Origin of the sequence: Sphaerisporangium fuscum, from assembly GCF_018531465.1 — a bacterium.
GTDB classification, from domain to species: Bacteria; Actinomycetota; Actinomycetes; order Streptosporangiales; family Streptosporangiaceae; genus Sphaerisporangium; species Sphaerisporangium fuscum.
The window spans coordinates 232916-252326 of record NZ_JAHDTF010000011.1 but is presented as its reverse complement, the minus strand read 5'-3'; the positions used below and the strand labels follow the sequence as shown (position 1 = coordinate 252326).

Sequence of the window (19411 nt, the reverse complement as noted above, 5' to 3'; positions counted from 1 at the left end):
GAGATGAGCGTCAAGCGAATCGTCATCGGGATCGATGGCAGCGCGGAGTCGCGCCGAGCACTGGCCTGGGCGGCCGCGGAGGCATGTGAGCGCGACGCGGAGCTCGCCGTCGTCCACGCCGCGCCGTACGCGCCGGTCCTGCGACGTGGTCAGGAACGCCAACGGCTCGCCACGGAACTGCGGCCGTCGCAAGAGGCCGTCTCCGCCATCGAGGAGCGCTACCCACATCTACAGGTCCGCCGCTACATCGCCCTCGGCAATCCCGCCAAGGAACTGCTGCGTCATAGCCAAGGCGCCGAACTACTGGTGCTCGGCTCGTCCGCGCCACGAACCCCGGATCGGTATCTCGGTCCGGTACTGCTCGCGTGCCTCCCGTGCACCTTCTTCTTCTCCCTACCCGTCACTGAGCACCGGATCAGCGACGACGAAGTCCGCCGGCCAGCGTCCGGGACGCACAGGTTGAAGATCGATCTAGCGGTGCGCCGCCAGGGTGTAGGCGCCCCGGGTGCAGCCGGTGATACGCCAGCCGCCGGGTGCCTGCCGGGCGGCGACGCTCGTGATTCCGGTACTACGGACGACCGGCCGGGTGCCGCCGGGGAACCAGACGTCGAGGCCGCACCCGATGCCCTCGCCCTGGGCCGTGAGGCTCACCTGATCCGACATCAGGCCGATCAGCCGGCCGGGGGCGGAGCGTGGGTAAGGACGTGAGAGCTCGGCGACGTATTCGGGGGTCGGCGGCAGGTCCTTCCCAGTGGGGCAGTCCTCGATCATGAGGTTGCCGCCGGTCTTGGATCCGGCTTCGGCGTGGGCGTCGCCGCAGGACTGTTTCCAGACCCAGAACGCGCCGCCGATGCGGCGCCGGTCCTCTTGGTCGGTGTACCTCCTGATCGGGGCCGAGGTGGCGTCGCCGAACCAACCCCACTCCCCCGACCAGAGCCCGGCGCCGTAGTACGCCGCCGCTCGGCTCGCCAGGTCGAAACCGCGCTCGATGCTGGTGATGGTGAGGCCGGTGCCCTGGTCGATGGTGATCGATTCGTTGTAGAGGTGGGGGGCGAAGACGAGCAGCCGATCGTCGGTGAAGTCCTTGGGCACCGGAACCTCGAAGCCGAGACCCGACCAGAGCACGGACGGCTCGAAGAAGATCAGGTGCGGAAAGCCCCGCTTCTCTCCCGCCCTGATGGCGTTGATCGCCCGGTCGTAGTAGCGGCCGAGCAGGACGCCGGATGTGATGGGCGGGGCCTCGCCGAACCCGGGCTCGTTCAGCAGGTCGTATCCGGCGACCATCGGCTCGCTCGCGAACCGCTCCGCGAGCATGCCCCAGGCGGCGACCAGGCGGGTCTGGATACCGTCTCTGTCCTGGTAGAAGTTGGTGAAGGCACGGGCGACGGCCGGAGAGATGTCGCGTCCGGTGAACTCGCACCTGGGGGCGCCGTCGAAGCGGTCGGCCCAGGTGGGGGCGCCGTCCCAGCCGTGCATCGGGGAACCGTTCTCGCAGGTGGTGCCGGGGGCGGCGTTGACACCCTTGCCCCAGGCGTCCTGGTGCATGTCGATGACCGTGCGCAGGCCGTGATTGGCCGCGGTCTCGACGGCCCAGGAGATCCTGGCGAGGTAGGCCGGGTCGTAGTGGCCGGGCCGGGGTTCCAGAGCCGACCAGGACAGGGCGAGGCGGATGACGTTGAAGCCCATCTGTTCCATGCCGGCGAAGTCGCCCTCGGTGAGCGGTCGTGTCACCGCCTTGTCTGGAAATCTCTGGAAGTAGTCTTCGAGCTGATTGACGTTCACACCGCGCAACAGCACCTCGTTGCCGTCGGCGTCGACGATCCTGCGGTCGGCTGAGAGCGTCAGGCCCTTGGTGCGTGGTGGCTGCGCGACGGTGGTGCCGGGCCGCAGGAGCGGTACGGCCAGCGCCGCCGCGGTCACGACGGCCGCCACCCCTCTCGGCACGGAAAGGGCGACGCCCTTACGTGCCGGGGGGAAGGCGGGTCTTGGTGCCGGCAGGGTGGCGGGGAGGAGTGCGACGAGGGCTGCCGTCACGGGGGCGAGGAGAGCGCCGAAGGAGAGCGCCGGGGCGAGGCGGAGCATGATCGCCGGTGCCCAGAACGTGTCGCCGCCCGCCAGGTCGCCGGGGAGTCCGATGGCCACCTCGAGCAGGCCCAGTGTCGCGGCCGCTCCCAGCGCGGAGATCCCGGCCTCAACGGCCCGCGGCGAGGTGGTGGTACTGAGCCGGCGGTTCAGCGCCCACGTCGTCACGCCCAGCAAGGTGACGGCGGCGAGGCAACCCAGCGGTCCTGCCTCGGGCGCCGGGGCCAGTGGGGAGTCACCGATGGCGTACCCGACGGGTGAACCGCCCCACCACACTCCACCCACCAACGCACCCAAGACCACGGCCACCCCCGCCGCCACCGGCCCCGAAGCCGGCGGGAATAACGACACCGAGGCCACAGCGGGCTCAGTGCCCGCCCCTGGTGAGGACGATGCGGTCGAGCTAGAAGGGGGTGAGGTGAGGCGGCGGCGCAGGAGCTGCGTGAGCCAGGTGGCCGCCAGGACCGGCAGGCCGAAGACCGCCGCCTTGACGCCGGTGAAGCCGGTCGACCATGTCAAGTAGACCACGTCGCCGAAGGCCATCACCAGCGACATCCCCAGCTTGGCCGCCATGGCGGACCACACCACCGCGCCCCACACCAGCAGCGCCGTACGCAACGGGGCGTTCCCGCACGCGACCACCCACGTCAACACCCCGACCCCGGCCAGCAGCAGCGGCACATAGACGGCCGGCGCGGCCACCTGCCAGAGTCCGGCGACGGGTAGCAGGTCGGCTCCCGTCCACGTGTACGGAGCGGCCAGTCCCGACGGGTCGAACACCGCTCCCAGCACGATGACGGCGGCCAGCACCACGACGGCGATCGGCGACAACCAGCGGTTCCTCATAGTGCCAGCGACCATACATGAGCCCTACTCGCATATGAAGGGCCGAATCCGGACGACAGGGCCCGGCCAGTGATCGACGCTGCCTCTCTTCCGATGGTGACGGAGCGTTAGGGAAGGAACACACGGCGGCGAAGCAGCATGAAGCCGGCTCGGCCGTGCGTCCGGCGCATGATGGTTCGGTCTTGGTGGTCACACCTTGGTGATCTTCACGGACCACCCGGGCCTGAGCGACCTCGGACTGTGACCCCGGGCCCGCACACGCCGTACCACCGGGACGGCCGTCCACCACCGACATCGCGGCGCGCACGACGCGGTCGATCATGAGCACGGCGGACGGTTCCGCCATGGTCCGGCCTACCAGGCGGATCCCGGCATCGGTAGCATGCTCTCCTGTACCCCGGCCGTCACCGGGCTCATGGGAGTGGCCGGCGGCGTGGAATGCTGGAGGAGGCAGGGATCGGACGCGTCCGCGCCAAGCCCGCCGCCCTCACCGGGGTGGCCGTCGCCCTGTACGACGAATGGCTCGCGCCCCTCGGATTCACCCTCACCTCACTGCGGCGGGACCCGGCACGCGGTGGACAGGTCACGGTGTCGCATCCGAAGGCCGCGGACTTCGCCGACATCCTGATCGACGACGGCGTCATCGTCGGCTTCCGCGCTCCGGACGGGGTCCGCCCGGACCTTTCTCCACTGTCGACGAGCTCCACCGAACTGTGGGCGGCGCCGGGCCGCGCACCGGTACTCGCGACGGAGGTCCCGACATGAAGGAACGACACCACGACCTGCACAGGGCGCTGAGCCGCCGCCAGATGGCGCTGCTCGGACTGGGCTCCGCGCTGGGCACGGGCCTGTTCCTCGGCGCCGGGTCGGCCATCGCCGTCGCCGGCCCCGGCGTCCTCATCAGCTACCTCGCCGGCGCCCTCATCGCGCTGACGGTGGCCTTCGCCCTCGGCGAGATGGTCAGCGCCATGCCCGTGCGAGGCTCCTTCGGCGCCATCGCCACCCGCTACCTCGGCCCGTTCGCCGGGTTCGCGGTGCGCTACATCTACTGGCTCGCCCTGATCGTCGCCATCGGCAGCGAGGTCGTCGCCGCGGCCATCTACCTGCGCTTCTGGTGGCCGCAGATCCCCCTGCCGCTGACCGTCCTGGCCCTCGCCGCCGCGGTCACCGCCGTCAACGTGACGACAGTGGGGTCCTTCGGCTCGGCGGAGTCGGTGCTGAGCACGGTCAAGGCGTCCGCGGTCATCGCCTTCATCGGCATCGGCGGCGTCCTCATCGTCTTCGGCCTCCCAGGGCGACCGGCGACCGGTGTGGGGAACTGGGTCTCCCAGGGCGGATTCCTGCCGCAGGGCGGCCTCGCCGTGTGGCTGGTCATGGCTATCGTCCTGTTCAGCTTCGCCGGCGTGGAACTGGTCGCGATCACGGCTCCGGAGGCCAGGGAGCCGGGTGCCTCGCTACGCGGTGCACTGCGCTCGCTGATCCTCCGGCTGACCTTGTTCTACCTCGGAGCCATCGCGGTGATGCTGGCCGTCACGCCGTGGCGCGATCTGGCCTCGCACCACGGCGTGACGGCCAGTCCGTTCGTGATGATGTTCGCCGCCGCGGGCATCCCGGCCGCCGCCTCGATCACCAATTTCGTCATCCTGGTGACCGCGCTGTCGGCCTTGAACGCCAACCTCTACGCCGCGGCCCGGATGCTGCATTCCCTGGGCGGCGACCGGCTGGCACCGGCCGCGCTGGGCAGAACGACCGCACGCGGCGTCCCCCGGACCGCCGTCCTGGTCTCCTCGCTCGGTTTCCTCGCGACCGCCGGCCTGACCGCCCTGTTCGGGGCGCGGGTGTTCTCCATCCTGATGTCGCTGGGCATATTCGGCCTCATCGCCGTATGGGTCACCATCCTGGTCACCTTGCTGGTGTTCCGGCGGGACGCGAACCGGCCGCCGTCCACCATGCGCCTGCGCGGCGGGCGACTCGTCCCCCTGCTCGGCATCGCGGCACTGCTGTCGGTGTACGCCACCGGCGTCTTCGTCCCTGACATGCGGATGGCGTGCATGGTGGGTGTGCCGGCTCTCGCCGTTCTGGCGGTGGCCTACTGGCTGCTGAGCCGGCGCCGGCCAGAGCCGGACTCCGCCCCCCTTCCGGTCGGCGCCCCTGCATCGAGGGACGTCCTTTAGCGAGCCGTGCGAGAGCTACTCCGGTATGTCACAAAGTGCTGAGCCGGATGGTGAACCAGGTGGTTCCTGTCCGGTGGGTGCCCCATCGCTCGGAGATGGCGTCCACGAGCAGGAGTCCTCTGCCGCTCTCAGCGGGCGGGTCCTGGCGCACCCGTGGTTGCTGGAGGGAACCTGGGCCGGTGACCGCGACGCGGATGCCGCCGTCGACCTGGCTCACCTTCACTTCGAGCTGCCCGCGGCCGTGTGGGTTGGAGTACCTGACGCTCTCGGCCACGAGTTCGGAGACCACCTCCTCCACAACGGGGTGGGCCTCCCCCAGCGTCTCCCACACGAAAGCACACAGCGGTCCGCCCGCCGGGAGAGCGTGCTCTGGTCCAGCTACGCCGGATCCGTCACTTCCCATGGGCGAGAACGCGCGTTCTCATCCTCGGTACAGTAGCTTAGAGAACGATGGTTCTCAACGCAGGAGGCCTGATCGAAGGAGGTCGGGTGATGGACGCGCAGACGGCCACGACGCGCCTGCTGGACGCCGCGGCGGAGCTGTTCTACGGCCGGGGGATCCAAGCGGTCGGCATGGACGAGATCCGCTCCGCCTCCGGGGTGTCGCTCAAGCGTCTCTACCAGCTCTTCCCCTCCAAGGAATCGCTGGTGGACGCCTACCTGCGACGGCGTGACATCCGATGGCGGGAATCGCTGGAAGGCCACGCCGACGCCCAGGCGACGCCCCGGGAGCGGATCCTGGCCGTGTTCGACTGGCTGCACGACTGGTTCGGCGAAGCCGACTTCCGCGGATGCGGCTTCATCAACTCCTTCGGGGAGCTCGGAGCCACCTCCCCGGCCGTCGCCGAGATCGCCCGCGTCCACAAGGACGCCTTCCGCCGCTACATCGGCCGGCTGGTCACCGCGGCGGGGGGCGAGCCCTCCCTCGCCGACCAGCTCGCCCTCCTGGCCGAAGGAGCCATGACCACCGCCGCGATCCACGGCTCCTCCGACCCCGCCCACCAGGCCAAGGACGCCGCCCGCGTCCTGCTGGACGCGGCGGGCGTCAAGGGGTGAGGGCCCGGCTCGGAACCCTCCCGGCGGCACCCCGGTCGCGGCGCCCCTGGACCGGGATCATGGCCGGGCCGGTCAGCGGGGTCCACCGCCGCCGGCCGGCCCTCCGCACCTCACTCCGCCGGCGGCGTCGCGCCGAATGGTCGTGAGAGCGGAAGGTAGAGGCGGCCGCCGGACGCGGTGAACTCGGCGGCCTTCTCGCGCAGTCCCTCGGCCAGCGCCTCGGCGTCGTCCAAGCCACGCTCGGCGGCGTACGCCCGCTAGTCCCGCGTGATCTTCATCGAGCAAGAATGCGGGCCGCACATCGACCGCCTGCTCAGTCCTGACGACGAAGCCTTCGTCGCGCAGACGGCCATCACCCGCCCCGCCGAGCTCGGCCAGCCCTTCACCCGCTGGTCCATCCGCGAACTCCTGGACTACCTGCACCGGCTTCCTGGCCGCACCATCACCATCGGCCGGAAAGCCTTACGCACCCTGCTGGCCCGGCACGGCCTGGGCCAACCCGATCGAGGCGCACTTCGGGCCCTTGCGCCAGTTCACCTTGGCCGACTCCGGGTTTGTGGAAGCACTGCGCGAAGCGTCGAGGCATGCTGGGCTGCCTCGTCCACCGTCGTCGGGTCCGGGGAGTTGTCGTGCAGGCTGGGATGATCATCGTGGTGGCGGTCTTCTTTTTCGGGATGGGTGTGTTCGGGTTGTTCGCGCCCGCCGCCCTCATCAGGCGGTTCCGGATGATCGCCGACTCGGCCGAGGCGCGCAGCGAGGTCCGGGCGGTGTACGGCGGTTTCGGCGTGGCCGTCGGCGGACTGTTGCTGATGGCGCTTGCCGGCGCGGGCGGGATGCGCGCGGGAGTGGTCGTCACCGTTGCCGTGTCGCTGCTGGGCATGGCCTTCGGGCGGCTGGTGGGGCGGGCGGTCGAGCGGCCGGCGGCGTTCTATCCCGTCTGGTGCTACTTCTGGGTGGAGGTCGCCGCCGCCGGCGCGTTGCTGGCCGGCCTCAGGTGACGGCGGCAGGTGACGGGTCCAGGCAGCGGATCGTCAGGTCCTGGGACAGCAGGGCGCTGGGCGTGAGGCCGAACATGGCGTGGAACGCGGTGCTCAGGTGGGACGGGCTGGCGAAGTAACCGTCCGCCGACGCCCGGGTGAGATTGTGGCCCTCCGCCAGCGCCCGCGCGGCCCGGTGCATCTGCGCCCACAGCCGGAAGCGTCGGTACGACGTACCCGTGCCGTCCCTGAACAGCCGCAGGAAGCGGGACTCAGACAGCCCAAGCTCGGCGGCCAGCAGCGCCGCGGGCAGCGGATGGCCGGCGCTGATGAGCCGCCGGGTCGCCACCGTGATCCGCGGGTCGGCGTACGACGTCTTGGCGTGGCCGGTGGCCTTGGTGATCCAGGCGGTGATCTGCGGGATGGGAGTGTGCGAGGACCACTCCGCCGCCTGGGCGAGCAGGTCGTCCTCGTGCCGGTGCTCAACCAGGATCTTCTCGCGGCTGGTGGCGAAGCCGGTGCGGCACGCCCGGTCGTCCGCCGAGCCGGGGTCGAGGTAGAGGAACACCATGCGGTCGCCGGACGCCGTGAGCTGGTGGCGTACACGAGGGGCGAGGAGCGCGGTGCGTGCCCGCAGTTCGCCACCGCTTGTCGGGTGAATGGTGAAGGGCGCGTCCACGCCCACGGCCAGGCACGCGACCGCGCCGGAGTGCGGTCCCAGCCGCAGGGACGGCCCGGCGTACAGGGCGCGGCCCGGCCACAACCACACCACAGCCCCGGCGGCGGCGCGACGGGTTGGTGGAAGCGCCGGCATCAGAGTCTCCTGCAGGCTGAGCGGAAAGCCGAGAACGTGTGAAGGAGGATACGGTGCGCTCCGCTGCCCGCATCACGGGGATTCTGCTGTTCGTCGCCGTGGGACTGCTCAACCTCGCACCGGGAATCGTCGCGCTGGCACCGTCCCGGCTCGCCATCGTCTACGGAATTGTGGACGCCGACGTGACCAGCACGCTGCTGCTGCGGCATCGCGCGGTCATGCTGGCGCTGCTCGGCGCCGCGCTCCTGGCGGCGGCCGCTGCACCGAACTGGCGCAGGCCGGTGCTGATCGTCGCCGTGATCGGCAAGGCGTCCTTCATCGTGCTGGTGGCGACGACCGCAGGCACGCACCCGAAACTGATTTCGGTCGCATTCGCCGACGTGGCGGCGTTGACCGCGCTGGCGGTGGCCGCCGTCCTCACGCGCGCCTGGACCACCCGCTCGCCGACCAGCGGATGAAAGGCTAGTCGAACCTGGTCGGTCGCGTTTTCCGGATCACGCATGTCATCCACATTTGACCGGCGAGGACGGCTCCACGCGAACCGGCGATCGTTTCCGGTCACGGCATCAGTACTACAACAACAGTTCGTTGTTTCTGATGTATCTGCGCTGGTGGTGGGCCTTGCGGGCTCGGGTTTGATAGAGGCGGCGCAGGCGGGACCAGGCCAGGACATGGTCCAGGGACCGGGTGAGGGTGCCGGTCAGGTGTGCCAGGAGACGACGGATCTCGGCGGGTGTGAGGCGGACCAGGCCGCTTGGGCTTTTGGGGCGCCGGCCGCTGTGACGGCGAGGAAGGCATGGGCGAGCATGGCCAGGGTGATGTGCCGGTACCAGGCCGGGTAGCGGCGTACCTGGTAGTGATCCAGGCCGGTCTCGTTCTTGGCCGAGGCGAAGCACTCCTCAATGGCCCAGCGGGCTCCGGCGACGCCCACCAGTTCCTCAACGCCGATGCCGATCGGACCATGGGTCAGGTAGAAGGCCACCTCCTCGGGAGCGGTGGCGCTGCGGCGGATCAGGATCCACCGGGCGAAGCCGGGTTCGGCCTCCCAATGCAGCATCCCGGCCGCCCAGTCGTACAACCGCGGCCCTTTGGCGCCGTCACCATCCCAGGCGAGATCGTCGTCGGCGACCCAGCGTGCCGCCCAGCGGTCCGCCTCGTCCCGGCTCATCCGTCCATCGAGAACCGCGATGAAACACTGCTCGATCTCCTCCAGCCCCGGCTGCTCGTCGCCCTTCATGAGCCGACCGTACGTCGAACAGGGGCGAACGTCGCCTGATGCGGCACTGGCGAACTGTTCTGCCTACCTCAGGCCAGGTCTTGAGGTAGGGCGACACCTGGCCTGATGCCGGGCGGCAGTCTTCGCGACGACAGCGAGCCCACAGGCCTTGGCGACGAGTGATCAGCTCGGCTGGGCGGCCTGTACGCGCTGGAACGCCTGGCCCAGGACGCCCCGGCGCTGCGGCAGACGATCGTGGATGTCATCTGCGCGACCCGCTCAATAACGAGGTGCGACGGACACGCGGTTCGGGTGAAGATGGCCGCGCCTGGCTGTGGGAGCCGGTACCCCCGGATGAGGAGCCTGCCATGAGCGCCATCGGATCCGCAGACCCGGAGGTCCGGGTGAGCACGGGACGGCTGCGTGGGCGGTTGGAGGACGGCGTGGCCGTCTTCCGCGGCGTGCCGTTCGCGCGCCCGCCCGTGGGTGCCCTGCGGCTGGCCGCACCGGTACCGGCCGAAGCATGGGACGGGGTGCGCGAGGCCGCGGTGTTCGGTCCGCCGCCGCCGCAGTCCAGGCTGCTGGGTTCGTCCAGCGCGTCCGGCGTGGACGGCGACTGGCTGACCCTCAATGTCTGGACCCCCGACCTGGGGGACGCCCGGCTGCCGGTGATGGTGTGGATTCATGGCGGGGGTTACATGTACGGGTGGTCCGGCGACCCCGTCTTCGATGGGCGCGTGCTCGCCCGTGACGGCGTCGTGGTGGTCACCGTCAACTATCGGGTCTCCGCCGAGGGGTTCGGACACTTCCACGGGGCGCCGGCCAACCGCGGGTTGCTTGACCAGGTGGCCGCCCTCCGCTGGGTGCGGGACAACATCGCGGCCTTCGGGGCAGATCCGGACCGGGTCACCGTCTTCGGAGAGTCGGCCGGAGCCGGGAGCATCGCGGCGCTGATGGCGATGCCCAGCGCCACCGGCCTGTTCCGCCGGGCGATCGCGCAGAGCGTGCCGGGCCTGTTCTTCTCCGCCGAGCTGGCCGCCGACATCGCCACCGCGGTGGCCGGCGAGCTGGGGCTGCCCCCGCTCGCGGGCGAACTCGCCCGCCTGTCGCCGGAGCGGCTGATCGACGCCGGGGACGCGGTGGCGGGCAAGATGGACGGCTGCCCGCAGTGGGGCGTCGCCGCGCACGTCCGGACGCCGTTCGCGCCGGTCGTGGACGGCGAGGTGCTGCCCGCGGTGCCGTGGCGGTCACTGGTGGACGGGGCCGCGCGCGAGGTGGAGCTGATCGTGGGTCACAACCGCGACGAGTATCGGCTGTTCATGGCCATCAGCGGCGACATCGGCAACATCGCCGCCGAGCGGGCGGCGACCGCGCTGCGGGTGCTCGCCCCGGACCCGGAGGCCTACCGGGCCGCCTATCTGGGAGCCGGCGAGGAGCGGCTGTACGAGTTGGTGCACTCCGACTGGTTGTTCCGGATGCCTTCCGTACGGCTGGCCGAAGCCCGCCAGCGGCACGGTCGCGCTCACCTGTACGAGTTGACCTGGCCGGCGCCCGGCATGGGCGGAGATGTCCTCGGCGCCTGTCACGGGCTGGGCCTGCCGCTGACGTTCGGCAACCTGACCGCCGGCGTGGCAAGACTTCTGCTCGGACAGGAGCCACCTCCGGCCGCGGCCGACCTGTCGGCCCGGGTCCGAGCAGCGTGGACCGCCTTCGCGACTTCCGGAGACCCGGGCTGGCCGGCGTACGAGCCGCACAACAGGCACACCTGGATCGTCGACACGAAGCCGCGCACAGCGGCGTACCCGGAGGAGACTTCCCGTGAGCTGTGGGCCGGGCACACCTTCGATCCCCTTGCGTTGGGGGCGCGGCCATAGCCGTTCCGAGCCGAGGCCCGGCCTGGTACCGCCGCTCATGCCGGCTGCGGTTCCAGATGGCCGGCGCGCGGCGCGGCCTCGTCGGCGGCACCACCCGCCGAGGAGCGCTTCGACGAACGCCGGCGGCCGACGTAACGGCGAGCCGGGCTGGAACAGCCACCGCGTGCGGCGCGGCGCGGGGTGCTGCCTCCGGCGGGGGCCCTCCGGCTCCGGGATGGTCTCGACACGCGTGCGGGTTGTGGGGTGGCTGGGGTAGGTGCCATCCCGCTCGCCGTCGCCCCCCGGCAAGCCCAGCAGCTGCGACTTCGGCCGTACACGCAACCAGATCGCCAGCAGCGACATCCTGGACCGCGACTCCGAGGACGCCTGCTCCCGCTGCGGACCGATCAGACCGGACCCACCCGTGGCAAAGACATGCAAGGAAAGCTCCGAGAGAGTGAGCGGCGTGGTGTGACAGCCGAGCGTGGTCAGACGGGCTGGCCCATGGGCCGGATGGTCAGGGTGTTGAGGTCGACGCCCGCCGGCTGGTCGAGGGCGAAGCAGATGGCCTCGGCGATGGGCTGGGGAGGCAGGGCGAAGGGGGGAACGCCGGCGCCCTGCCAGAAGGGTGTGTCGATCATGCCGGGGTTGACAAGAGTGACACCGATGCCGCGGGTCGTGGCGTGCAGGCGCAGGTTCTCAGCGAGTCCGGTGGTAGCCCACTTGGTGGCCGAGTAGAGATTGGCGGGAGAGTTCTTCAGCCCGGCGACGCTACCGATGAGCACCAGCCGTCCGCCAGTGGCCTCAAGGTGGGGCAGGGCGGCATGGGCCAGCAGGGCGGGGCCGAGGACGTTGGTGAGGACCATGGGCGACCACAGTGTCGGGTCGCCGGCCCCGATGGAGTCACCGGACATGAATCCGGCGTTGGCCACCGCCGCGTCAAGGGCACCGAAATGCTCCACGGTGCGAGTCACGACCGACTCGGTGGCCTGCCAGTCCGCCGCGTCCGCGACAAGACCCAGCAGACGGTCGGGGTGGCCGGCCTCGTCGAGGAAAGTCTTCAGTTTGCTCTCGTTGCGGCCGGTGATCGCCACACGGTGGCCGCGGTCGAGGAGCAACCGCGCGGTGTGGGCGCCGATACCGCTGGTCGCGCCGGTGATCAGTACGGTCTTGCTGGCCATGGTCATCCTCCTGAGGAATGGGCGGGGGACGGCGGACGGCGGCCCGCGATGAAGGAGTGCCGTTCAAGTCCGCCGACCCCATGAAATCCGCCTGGCCGCGCGCGAGGCAGAGCGCCTTTATGGGGGGACAAGCTCAACCCCCTTACCGCCGCCACTTGCCCGAACCCTGCGGCTACCGTGGAGGGCGTGGACCACCGGCCCGACCACCGCGCCCAGATCCGGGACTTCCTCGCCACCCGGCGCGCCAAGCTCACCCCGGAGCAGGTCGGGCTGCCCACCAGCGGCCGGCGCCGGGTCCCCGGGCTGCGTCGCGAAGAGGTCGCGGTGCTGGCCGGTGTGAGCACCGAGTGGTACACCCGGCTGGAGAAGGGCCACATCGGCGGCGTATCGGAAGAGGTGCTCGACGCGGTGGCCCAGGCACTGCGCCTGGACCAGGACGAACGCACCTACCTGTTCGACCTGGCCCACGCCGCCCGGCCCGCCCGCCGCGCGCCCTCACGCCGCACGGACGTCCAGGTCCCGCTGCGGGTCCAGTGGCTGCTGGACTCCATGACGATGTCGGCGGCGTTCGTACGCAACGGCCGCCAGGACATCGTCGCCTGCAATGCGCTGGCCCGGGCCCTGCTCGCACCGGTCTTCGACAGCCCCACCACCACGCAGCACGGCCGCGCCAACATCGCCCGCTACGCCTTCCTCGACCCGGGCTCCCAGCAGTTCTTCGTCGACTGGGACGAGGCCGCCGTCGTCAGCGCCGCGCTGCTGCGCGCCCAGGCCGGGCGCGAGCCCCATGACCGGGCCCTGCGCGACCTCGTCGGTGAGCTGTCCACGCTCAGCAGCGGGTTCCGCAGCCAGTGGGCCGTCCACGCCGTGCGTATCCGCCATGACGGCAGCAAGCGGCTGTGGCACCCCCAGATCGGCGACCTGGAGCTGACCTACCAGTCTCTCGACCTGCCCATGTCCAACCGGGCGGTGTACGGCCTCACCATCTACACCGCCGAACCGGGCAGCACCTCCGAAGAGCGGCTCAAGCTCCTGGCCAGCCAGGCAGCCACCCAGCCGGCCCGCAGATCGGGCAGCATGCCGTAGATCAGGCCCTATGGGGCAGAGGTCAAGGGGGCGCAGGTTCAAATCCTGTCGTCCCCACCAGATATACGCTGGTCGTAGGGGTTTCGGAGCTTCTCCGAAACCCCTTTTCCATCCTCGGGGCCGAACGGTCAGACGGACCGGCCTCTACGGCTCGGCAATCCTCATCGGGTTTGCGCCCGAAATCCGACATCAGCCCCGCCACCAGCTCTTCGTTCAGGATGCTCTCCAGCTATCCCTGGGAGGGTCGACTGTTCGGCTCCGGTTCGTCAGGTCGGTCGGTGACGTTCGGAATGGCGCGGTAGATGAATATGGAGATATCGGAGAAGGTGTTCTCCACGACACCCCTGGTTCCCGGGAGGTGTTTCAGCGCGCGTAGTTTCGGCAGGACACGGTCGAGGTCGAGCGTGGCGTACATGCGGGCGAGGTGCCCCAGGCAGGTGATGGCCAGTTGGCGCACCTGAAGGTCGGGGTGATCGCACAGTTCCAGGCATTTGTCCTGAACCCAGCGCCGGTCGTACCCACCGAGAGTCACCCAGACCAGGTTTTGGAGTATCCGACTGATGTCGTCGGCCTCCAGGGCCAGCAGGAGGCTCTCAGGAGTTCTCTCCTCGGGCTCGGTTTCCATGTCTCGCAGAGGACCACCTTCCGTACGGCGGAGCGTTCGTCGCCTCCACGAAACGGACCACAAGATCATATCGTCGGCTGTACGTGCTCGCCCAGGGGCCCGGCCGGTCGCGACGTCCCTCTGGGGCACCTCCGGACGGCTGCGGGCGAATCCCGAAATGGCCGTCAATTTGACCAGGACGACCGGCGATCATCGAGTGGCGTTAACGAAGGGATATGCGGAAGAAAAAAGGCGTCGATCGCCGTTCACGGCTCAAGCGAACGGACCACGCCTCCAAGGAGAATGTCCGCCAGATGTTCCCGAACGACACTCATTCGATTACGGGAAAGCGGCACCTTCAAGGGGGAGAAAGTGGTCAACTGTCCTACTGCGGTCAGGTTCCTTGCGGTCAGCGTCGCATTGACCGGTGGGGCCATAGCCTCGACCGCTCCGGCCATCGCCGCCCCCGCCCGGGGCACCCTCGTGATCGGCCGGGGCGTCGATCACCGAGACGTGCGGGAATCGGACCCGCTGCCCACCTCGCCGGCGCCGCCGGGGGATCGGGCCGCTGAGGCGATGCGGGTCTATCTGGAGGATCTGGCCGCGAAGAAGAAGTTCACCGGCTCGGCGCTCGTGGTGCGGCGCGGGGAGGTGCTGGCGCGCTTCGCCGCCGGCGAGGCCGACGAGGAGAAGCACATCCCCATCCGGCCGGACACGGTCTTCCGGGTCGCCTCGGTCACCAAGCAGTTCACCTCGATGGTCGTGCTGAAGCTGCGCGACCGTGGACTGCTCGGCCTGGACGACACGATCTGCCCGTACCTCGTCCCGGCGTACATCAAGACCTGCCCGAAGGCGTGGCGGCCCATCACGATCCGCGAGATCATCACGCACACCTCCGGCATCCCGGACATCCAGAACCTGCCCGGCTTCTACGCCAGGCTCTCGCAACCGACCACGACGCGGAGGCTCATCCAGCGGTTCGTGGACGTGCCGCTGGACTTCAAGCCCGGCACCAGCTGGGAGTACAGCAACTCCGGCTACATCCTGGCCGGGGCGATCATCCAGAAGGTGACGCACAAGCCGTACGGCACCGTACTGCACGACGAGATCACCGGCCCGCTGGACCTCCCGCACACCGGCTACAGCAGGGGAAATCCGCCTGACGGATACGCGAAGGGCTACTTCACGGTCGGGTCGCCGGCCCCGCCCATCAACGGCTCCGAGGTGTTCTCCGCGGCGGGCCTCTACTCCAACGTCGACGATCTCGTCCGCTGGGACCGGTCGTTCGGGGCGTACCTGGTCGCGCCGCCCGCCACCGACAGGCTGGCCTTCACGCCGCAGGCGAAGTGTCCTCCCAACGGCTGCCTCAACCTGCCGTCGAGCGCGTACGCCTTCGGGTGGCTCGTCGACCGCCTCGACGGGCACCGGCTCCGGTACCACCCGGGGCTTCTCCAGGGCTACGCGGCGAGCAACATGTACCTGCCCGATGACGACATCGAGGTGGTCGTGCTCAGCAACGTGCAGGACACCGACACCAACGGCATCGCCCGCCACCTCGCCACGCTGGCCCTGGCGCCTTTCGACTGCGATCTCTGAGGTCGGCGGGACACGGGGATCTTGTCGGTGAGGTCTGGCAGCATGCCGTGGCATGACGACCGACCTCCTCGCCCCCTACCGCTGGCTGCAAGCCCCTGACGGGAGCACGCAGAACCCCCTGGGCGACATCTACTGCGTGTCGTTCTTCCGCGGGCTCGCCCCCGCCGAGGTGCTGCGGAGGTTCGGCCCCGAAGGGGCGTCCGGGCGGCAGATGACCTTCCAGGAGCTGAACGAGGAGGTGTTCGAGTTCGTCCAGGAGACCGCCGGTGGGCTGGGCGGCGGTCACGTCGGGGTGGTTCGGACCGGCGGCTGGAGCGTGGCCGTCGAGCCGTGGGGCTGGTGCGCGACATTGTGGGAGACCGCGCCCAGGCTGTCCCGCGGGTGCGAGATGGTGGCGGTCGGGCGGCACGACTACGCGGAGGACTCGTTCGTCCATGCCGTCGGCGGCACGGTCGTCACCGGCTTCATGCCCAACCGGCCCTTCGATCGGCACGGCAGTGACGCCGACCGGCTCAACGAGGTGATGCGCGAGGTCGGGCTGCCGACGCGGGAGCCTGAAGACGACGCGACATCGGACGGCCGGGTCGAAGACGGACTGGCGCGCGTGTTCGCGCTGGCGGCCGGAATCACCGGCGTGCCCATGACTCCTGACCTGCTCGACGGTCCCTTCCTCGTCGGTCCCGTCGACCAGGCTCTCAGCTAGACGACGCGGCGCAGCCGGCCGGTATTCGACCGGCCGACGTCGTTCACGGCGACACGGCGTAGACCTGCGGGAACGTCAGCTGTGGACGGCGTCCGAGGCGTCCTCTTCGAGGAGGAAGCCGCCGGACTGGTGGTGCCACAGGTTGGCGTACGGGCCTTGGGCCTGGACGAGTTCGTGGTGGCTGCCCTGTTCCACGATGCGGCCCTGGTCGAGGACGACCAGGCGGTCCATGCGGACGACGGTGCTCAGCCGGTGCGCGACCACGAGGGCCGTACGGTCGCGCATCAGGCCCCACAGGGCTTCCTGGACGAGGATCTCGCTCTCGGAGTCCAGGGCGCTCGTGGCCTCGTCCAGCAGCAGGATCGGCGCGTCGCGCAGGATGGCGCGGGCGAGGGCGACGCGCTGCCGCTGGCCGCCGGAGAGCTTGACGCCGCGCTCCCCCACCAGCGTGTCGAAGCCGTTCGGCAGGGCCTCGGCGAACTCCGTGACGTGCGCCGCCCGCGCGGCCCGGTGGATCTCGGCGTCGGTGGCGCCCGGCCGGGCGAAGGCGATGTTGTCGCGCAGCGACCGGTGGAACATGGCGGGCTCCTGCGGGACGTACGCGATCAGGCCGCGCAGGTCGGCCTGGCGGAGCCGGGCGATGTCCTGGCCGCCGATCAGGATCCGGCCGCCGTCGATGTCCATGAGACGGAGCAGCAGCCGGGTGAGGGTCGTCTTGCCGCCGCCGGACCGGCCGACCAGGCCGATCTTGGTGCCGCTGGGGATGTGCAGGTCCAAGCCGTCGAACAGGAGCGGGTTGCCGGCGTGCGCGAACCTCACCCGCTCGAACCGGACGCTCGCGTCGGCCGGGCGGAGTGGTTGCGGGTCCTCCGGGTCGACCACGCCCGGCGGTGTGAGAAGAAGCTCGGTGAACTGGGCGGCCTCGGTGAGCACGCTCTCCATGCGACGGTAGATCTGGTTGAACTCGAACATCATGCTGATGGAACTCGTGTAGTAGCTGAAGGTCACCACGATCGCCTCCACGCCCAGGCCACCCCGGAGGACGACAGCGAGCAGCAGGCCGATGGTGCTGGTGAGGACCGACAGCGGCGCGACGACGGTGTCCACCCGGAGATTGCCGTAGTCCCAGGAACGCAGTGACAGCCTGCGCTGCTCGGCGAGCCGGACTCGGTGCTCCACGGCCTCGCGCTCCTCGGCGGCGAACGCGCGGACCGTGTCCATGTTGCCCAGCACGTCGGCCACGTGGCCGGACACCCGGACCTTGGCCGCCTCACGCTGGTCGACCAGTGCCTGACGGCGCCGGATGAGCGGGGCGATGAGGAAGCCGGTGAGGACGATCAGGCCCAGGAGGACGAAGACCAGCAGCGGGTGGTACCGCCACAGGACCACCGAGGCGAACGCCAGCGGCACCACCTTGGCGACGATCGAGAACGCGAGCGTGTCCACGAAACCCTCGAACCCGCTGGAGAAGTTGAGGACCCGTTTGGTCAGCGAGCCGGCGAAGTTGTCGTGGAAGAACGCGGCGTCCTTGGCGAGCAACTTGTCCATGCCCACCACACCGAGGTGCTCGATGCCCCGGGCGTCGGTGCGGTTCATGAAGTGCAGGCCCACCCGCCACAGCACCTCGCCCAGGAGCAGCAGCGCGCCGAAGCCGAGCACGTACGGCAGGAGCACGCCGACGGTGCCGCCCCCGCCGTCGGACAGGCGCCCGACGATCCCGCCCACCGCCAGCGGCGCCAGGTAGAACAGGGAGATGTTGCCCAACGCCGGCGAGACCAGGCCGGGCACCGCCACCCGCCACTGGTTCCGCAACTCCCCGACGTAGTACCGCAGCGCCAGCAGAATGGCCGGCCTTCGTGCGGAGGGTTCGTCCTGTCGAGGAGTAGTAAGTAATCCGAGCACAGTCATCCGCCCCTCTGAATGCTCCCGCCATGGCCATGTTGACGCAGGACGGGCGCGGGGAGCCAACGATTTTCCGGCCCGGCAACCGGAAGAACCTTGCCCGGAAATGAGGGTAAATGCCGTGCATGTCGGTGTAGGAAATTTCCTATTAGAGCCAGATATGCAGGCTTTTTGGGCCGCGCTCTGGTCTCCTGAGGGGCATGCGTCGCGGGCATGAAATAAGGCGTTTCCGCAAGCCGACCGGAGGCCGGGGGCGTGATGGCCGCCTGTGGGAAGGCGCCGCCCGGGAACTCAGGAAGCGGCCGGGCGGATCCTGGTGAATCCGGCGCGAGCCGCCGTCACGAGATCAGGCCGAAGCCGCGGATCGCCCGCGCGTACTGGACGGCCAGTTCCTCGTCGATGGCCGCCGACGCCGCCGGATCCAGCAGACTCCTCTCACCGGCGGAGGTGTCCTCGTCCTGCTGATCCGAGCGGGTCAGGGCCGCCTGGCGTATCTCGGCCGCGCTCGCCCCTCGCAGGACCGCCGCCTGGACGGGCGCCAGGAAGTACCTGTCCCGCATCAGTCCGGCCAGCCGGGTCGCCTCCGCTTCGGTCACCATGCCGGGGCGCCGGACGGTACGGCCGTCGCGCTCGCGGGTCAGCCGGAGCAGGAGCCGTTCCAGCAGGAGTGCCGGCCAGCCGATCACGGCGCCGACCACCAGGCCGAGCGTGCCGGCGGCCTGGTACGACCCGGGAGGCGCGAATCCGGCGAGGACGCCGACCACGTACGTGTGCGCCTCGTCCCGCTTTTTGAGGGGGCCGCCGCCGCTCATCGACCCGCGCCACTGCGCCAGCGTCCACAGGGCTCCGCTCACCAGCAGATCGTGGCCGCTCCGCTCGGCGCAGGTCAGGGCCAGCAGCACCACCCGCTCCCTCGGGGACAGGACCAGCCAGAGGGGCAGGCCGACCACGAGAACGGGCCGGCGCCACCAGCCCACCTCGGCGTATTCGCAGGCCACCGCGAGGTCCCTGACCGTGACCGCCGCCGGCGGTCGCGCGCCCACCGCCTCGGCGACGCGGCGCGCCACCCCGTACGTCTCCGGGGCCGAGGAGGGGGTCAGCATCTCGGCGTCGGCGGGGAGGCGGCGCGGCCGGGGGAACAGCAGGATCCCGAGCCCGGCGAACAGGCCGCCCAGCAGCCAGGCGGGCAGGAAACCCGGGGCGGCGTAGATGATCAGCACGCCAACCGTGATCATCGCGAGGGTCAGCCCGTGCACCACGAGGGAGATGCAGACGGCGGCGGTCCTCTTCACAGTGATCACGTCTGAGAGCAGGCCTTTCC

The 19411-nt window shown here is 70.1% G+C and carries 18 protein-coding genes and 2 pseudogenes; 11 read left to right on the top strand and 9 right to left on the bottom strand.

Annotated elements, in window-relative coordinates; all coding sequences use genetic code 11:
* Positions 1–3 precede the first annotated feature (3 nt).
* Positions 4–339 (top strand): annotated as a pseudogene (locus KIK05_RS49405) (universal stress protein); the annotation flags it as partial.
* 132 nt (positions 340–471) lie between these two features.
* Here the strand turns inward: KIK05_RS49405 and KIK05_RS14810 are convergent.
* The gene (locus tag KIK05_RS14810) at positions 472–2928 is read right to left on the bottom strand and encodes a glycoside hydrolase family 5 protein (protein WP_214411266.1); all 2457 of its coding nucleotides are present in this window, start codon (positions 2926–2928) and stop codon (positions 472–474) included.
* Positions 2929–3366: 438 nt separating this feature from the next.
* Between KIK05_RS14810 and KIK05_RS14805 the strand changes: the two genes are divergently transcribed.
* Positions 3367–3693 carry a kynureninase/PvdN C-terminal domain-containing protein gene (locus KIK05_RS14805; protein WP_214411265.1) on the top strand — a complete coding sequence of 109 codons (327 nt, stop codon included), beginning with the start codon at positions 3367–3369 and terminating at the stop codon, positions 3691–3693.
* Positions 3690–5102: an amino acid permease gene (locus KIK05_RS14800; RefSeq protein WP_214411264.1), complete on the top strand. Its 1413-nt coding sequence runs from the start codon at positions 3690–3692 to the stop codon at positions 5100–5102. The genes KIK05_RS14805 and KIK05_RS14800 overlap by 4 nt, the downstream gene beginning before the upstream one ends.
* 28 nt (positions 5103–5130) lie before the next feature.
* Here KIK05_RS14800 and KIK05_RS14795 read toward each other — a convergent pair whose 3' ends face one another.
* Complete coding sequence (locus KIK05_RS14795; RefSeq protein ID WP_214411263.1) at positions 5131–5433, bottom strand: ATP-binding protein; 303 nt, start codon at positions 5431–5433, stop codon at positions 5131–5133.
* Positions 5434–5594: 161 nt separating this feature from the next.
* Here KIK05_RS14795 and KIK05_RS14790 point away from each other — a divergent pair, with 161 nt between their 5' ends.
* Positions 5595–6158 carry a TetR/AcrR family transcriptional regulator gene (locus KIK05_RS14790; protein WP_214411262.1) on the top strand — a complete coding sequence of 188 codons (564 nt, stop codon included), beginning with the start codon at positions 5595–5597 and terminating at the stop codon, positions 6156–6158.
* A 110-nt stretch (positions 6159–6268) separates the two neighbouring features.
* On the opposite strand, the gene KIK05_RS48115 is transcribed toward KIK05_RS14790, so the two are convergent.
* The gene (locus KIK05_RS48115; RefSeq protein WP_284681315.1) at positions 6269–6391 is read right to left on the bottom strand and encodes a hypothetical protein; all 123 of its coding nucleotides are present in this window, start codon (positions 6389–6391) and stop codon (positions 6269–6271) included.
* Positions 6392–6425: 34 nt separating this feature from the next.
* Between KIK05_RS48115 and KIK05_RS14780 the strand changes: the two genes are divergently transcribed.
* Together KIK05_RS14780 and KIK05_RS14775 are read left to right on the top strand one after the other, a co-directional pair.
* Positions 6426–6803, top strand: coding sequence for a hypothetical protein (locus KIK05_RS14780; RefSeq protein WP_214411350.1), 378 nt, complete (start codon positions 6426–6428; stop codon positions 6801–6803).
* The gene (locus tag KIK05_RS14775) at positions 6800–7156 is read left to right on the top strand and encodes a DUF4345 family protein (protein ID WP_214411261.1); all 357 of its coding nucleotides are present in this window, start codon (positions 6800–6802) and stop codon (positions 7154–7156) included. The genes KIK05_RS14780 and KIK05_RS14775 overlap by 4 nt, the downstream gene beginning before the upstream one ends.
* On the opposite strand, the gene KIK05_RS14770 is transcribed toward KIK05_RS14775, so the two are convergent.
* On the bottom strand, positions 7149–7949 hold the full coding sequence (locus tag KIK05_RS14770) for a helix-turn-helix domain-containing protein (protein ID WP_214411260.1): 801 nt from the start codon (positions 7947–7949) through the stop codon (positions 7149–7151). The two genes, KIK05_RS14775 and KIK05_RS14770, sit on opposite strands and share 8 nt — an antisense overlap.
* A 53-nt stretch (positions 7950–8002) precedes the next feature.
* Here KIK05_RS14770 and KIK05_RS14765 point away from each other — a divergent pair, with 53 nt between their 5' ends.
* Positions 8003–8407: a hypothetical protein gene (locus KIK05_RS14765; protein WP_214411259.1), complete on the top strand. Its 405-nt coding sequence runs from the start codon at positions 8003–8005 to the stop codon at positions 8405–8407.
* 242 nt (positions 8408–8649) lie between these two features.
* Here KIK05_RS14765 and KIK05_RS14760 read toward each other — a convergent pair.
* Positions 8650–9051: pseudogene (locus KIK05_RS14760) on the bottom strand (IS701 family transposase); the annotation flags it as partial.
* 482 nt (positions 9052–9533) lie between these two features.
* Between KIK05_RS14760 and KIK05_RS14755 the strand changes: the two are divergent.
* Positions 9534–11039, top strand: coding sequence for a carboxylesterase/lipase family protein (locus KIK05_RS14755; RefSeq protein ID WP_214411257.1), 1506 nt, complete (start codon positions 9534–9536; stop codon positions 11037–11039).
* 467 nt (positions 11040–11506) lie between these two features.
* Here the strand turns inward: KIK05_RS14755 and KIK05_RS14750 are convergent, their stop codons facing one another.
* Positions 11507–12199: an SDR family oxidoreductase gene (locus KIK05_RS14750; RefSeq protein ID WP_250562776.1), complete on the bottom strand. Its 693-nt coding sequence runs from the start codon at positions 12197–12199 to the stop codon at positions 11507–11509.
* A gap of 186 nt (positions 12200–12385) precedes the next feature.
* Here KIK05_RS14750 and KIK05_RS14745 point away from each other — a divergent pair, with 186 nt between their 5' ends.
* Positions 12386–13285: a helix-turn-helix transcriptional regulator gene (locus KIK05_RS14745; RefSeq protein WP_214411255.1), complete on the top strand. Its 900-nt coding sequence runs from the start codon at positions 12386–12388 to the stop codon at positions 13283–13285.
* A gap of 229 nt (positions 13286–13514) precedes the next feature.
* On the opposite strand, the gene KIK05_RS14740 is transcribed toward KIK05_RS14745, so the two are convergent.
* Complete coding sequence (locus KIK05_RS14740) at positions 13515–13910, bottom strand: hypothetical protein (protein ID WP_214411254.1); 396 nt, start codon at positions 13908–13910, stop codon at positions 13515–13517.
* A gap of 492 nt (positions 13911–14402) precedes the next feature.
* Here KIK05_RS14740 and KIK05_RS14735 point away from each other — a divergent pair, with 492 nt between their 5' ends.
* Positions 14403–15485: a serine hydrolase domain-containing protein gene (locus KIK05_RS14735; protein WP_214411253.1), complete on the top strand. Its 1083-nt coding sequence runs from the start codon at positions 14403–14405 to the stop codon at positions 15483–15485.
* A gap of 52 nt (positions 15486–15537) precedes the next feature.
* Positions 15538–16188, top strand: a complete 651-nt coding sequence (locus KIK05_RS14730; RefSeq protein WP_214411252.1) for a DUF6461 domain-containing protein — start codon at positions 15538–15540, stop codon at positions 16186–16188.
* A 75-nt stretch (positions 16189–16263) separates the two neighbouring features.
* Here KIK05_RS14730 and KIK05_RS14725 read toward each other — a convergent pair whose 3' ends face one another.
* Positions 16264–18096: an ABC transporter ATP-binding protein gene (locus KIK05_RS14725; protein ID WP_214411251.1), complete on the bottom strand. Its 1833-nt coding sequence runs from the start codon at positions 18094–18096 to the stop codon at positions 16264–16266.
* Between the two features lie 332 nt (positions 18097–18428).
* Positions 18429–19391 (bottom strand): M48 family metallopeptidase, encoded by a 963-nt coding sequence (locus KIK05_RS14720; RefSeq protein ID WP_214411250.1) that lies wholly within the window; start codon positions 19389–19391, stop codon positions 18429–18431.
* Between the last annotated feature and the right edge of the window lie 20 nt (positions 19392–19411).

What these genes read in the sequence shown, in the direction of transcription:
- KIK05_RS14810 (WP_214411266.1), bottom strand. Translation starts at nt 2,928, where the DNA reads ATGAGGAACCGCTGGTTGTCGCCGATCGCCGTCGTGGTGCTGGCCGCC.
- KIK05_RS14805 (WP_214411265.1), top strand. Translation starts at nt 3,367, where the DNA reads ATGCTGGAGGAGGCAGGGATCGGACGCGTCCGCGCCAAGCCCGCCGCC.
- KIK05_RS14800 (WP_214411264.1), top strand. Translation starts at nt 3,690, where the DNA reads ATGAAGGAACGACACCACGACCTGCACAGGGCGCTGAGCCGCCGCCAG.
- KIK05_RS14790 (WP_214411262.1), top strand. Translation starts at nt 5,595, where the DNA reads ATGGACGCGCAGACGGCCACGACGCGCCTGCTGGACGCCGCGGCGGAG.
- KIK05_RS14775 (WP_214411261.1), top strand. Translation starts at nt 6,800, where the DNA reads ATGATCATCGTGGTGGCGGTCTTCTTTTTCGGGATGGGTGTGTTCGGG.
- KIK05_RS14770 (WP_214411260.1), bottom strand. Translation starts at nt 7,949, where the DNA reads ATGCCGGCGCTTCCACCAACCCGTCGCGCCGCCGCCGGGGCTGTGGTG.
- KIK05_RS14755 (WP_214411257.1), top strand. Translation starts at nt 9,534, where the DNA reads ATGAGCGCCATCGGATCCGCAGACCCGGAGGTCCGGGTGAGCACGGGA.
- KIK05_RS14750 (WP_250562776.1), bottom strand. Translation starts at nt 12,199, where the DNA reads ATGGCCAGCAAGACCGTACTGATCACCGGCGCGACCAGCGGTATCGGC.
- KIK05_RS14740 (WP_214411254.1), bottom strand. Translation starts at nt 13,910, where the DNA reads ATGGAAACCGAGCCCGAGGAGAGAACTCCTGAGAGCCTCCTGCTGGCC.
- KIK05_RS14730 (WP_214411252.1), top strand. Translation starts at nt 15,538, where the DNA reads ATGACGACCGACCTCCTCGCCCCCTACCGCTGGCTGCAAGCCCCTGAC.
- KIK05_RS14725 (WP_214411251.1), bottom strand. Translation starts at nt 18,096, where the DNA reads ATGACTGTGCTCGGATTACTTACTACTCCTCGACAGGACGAACCCTCC.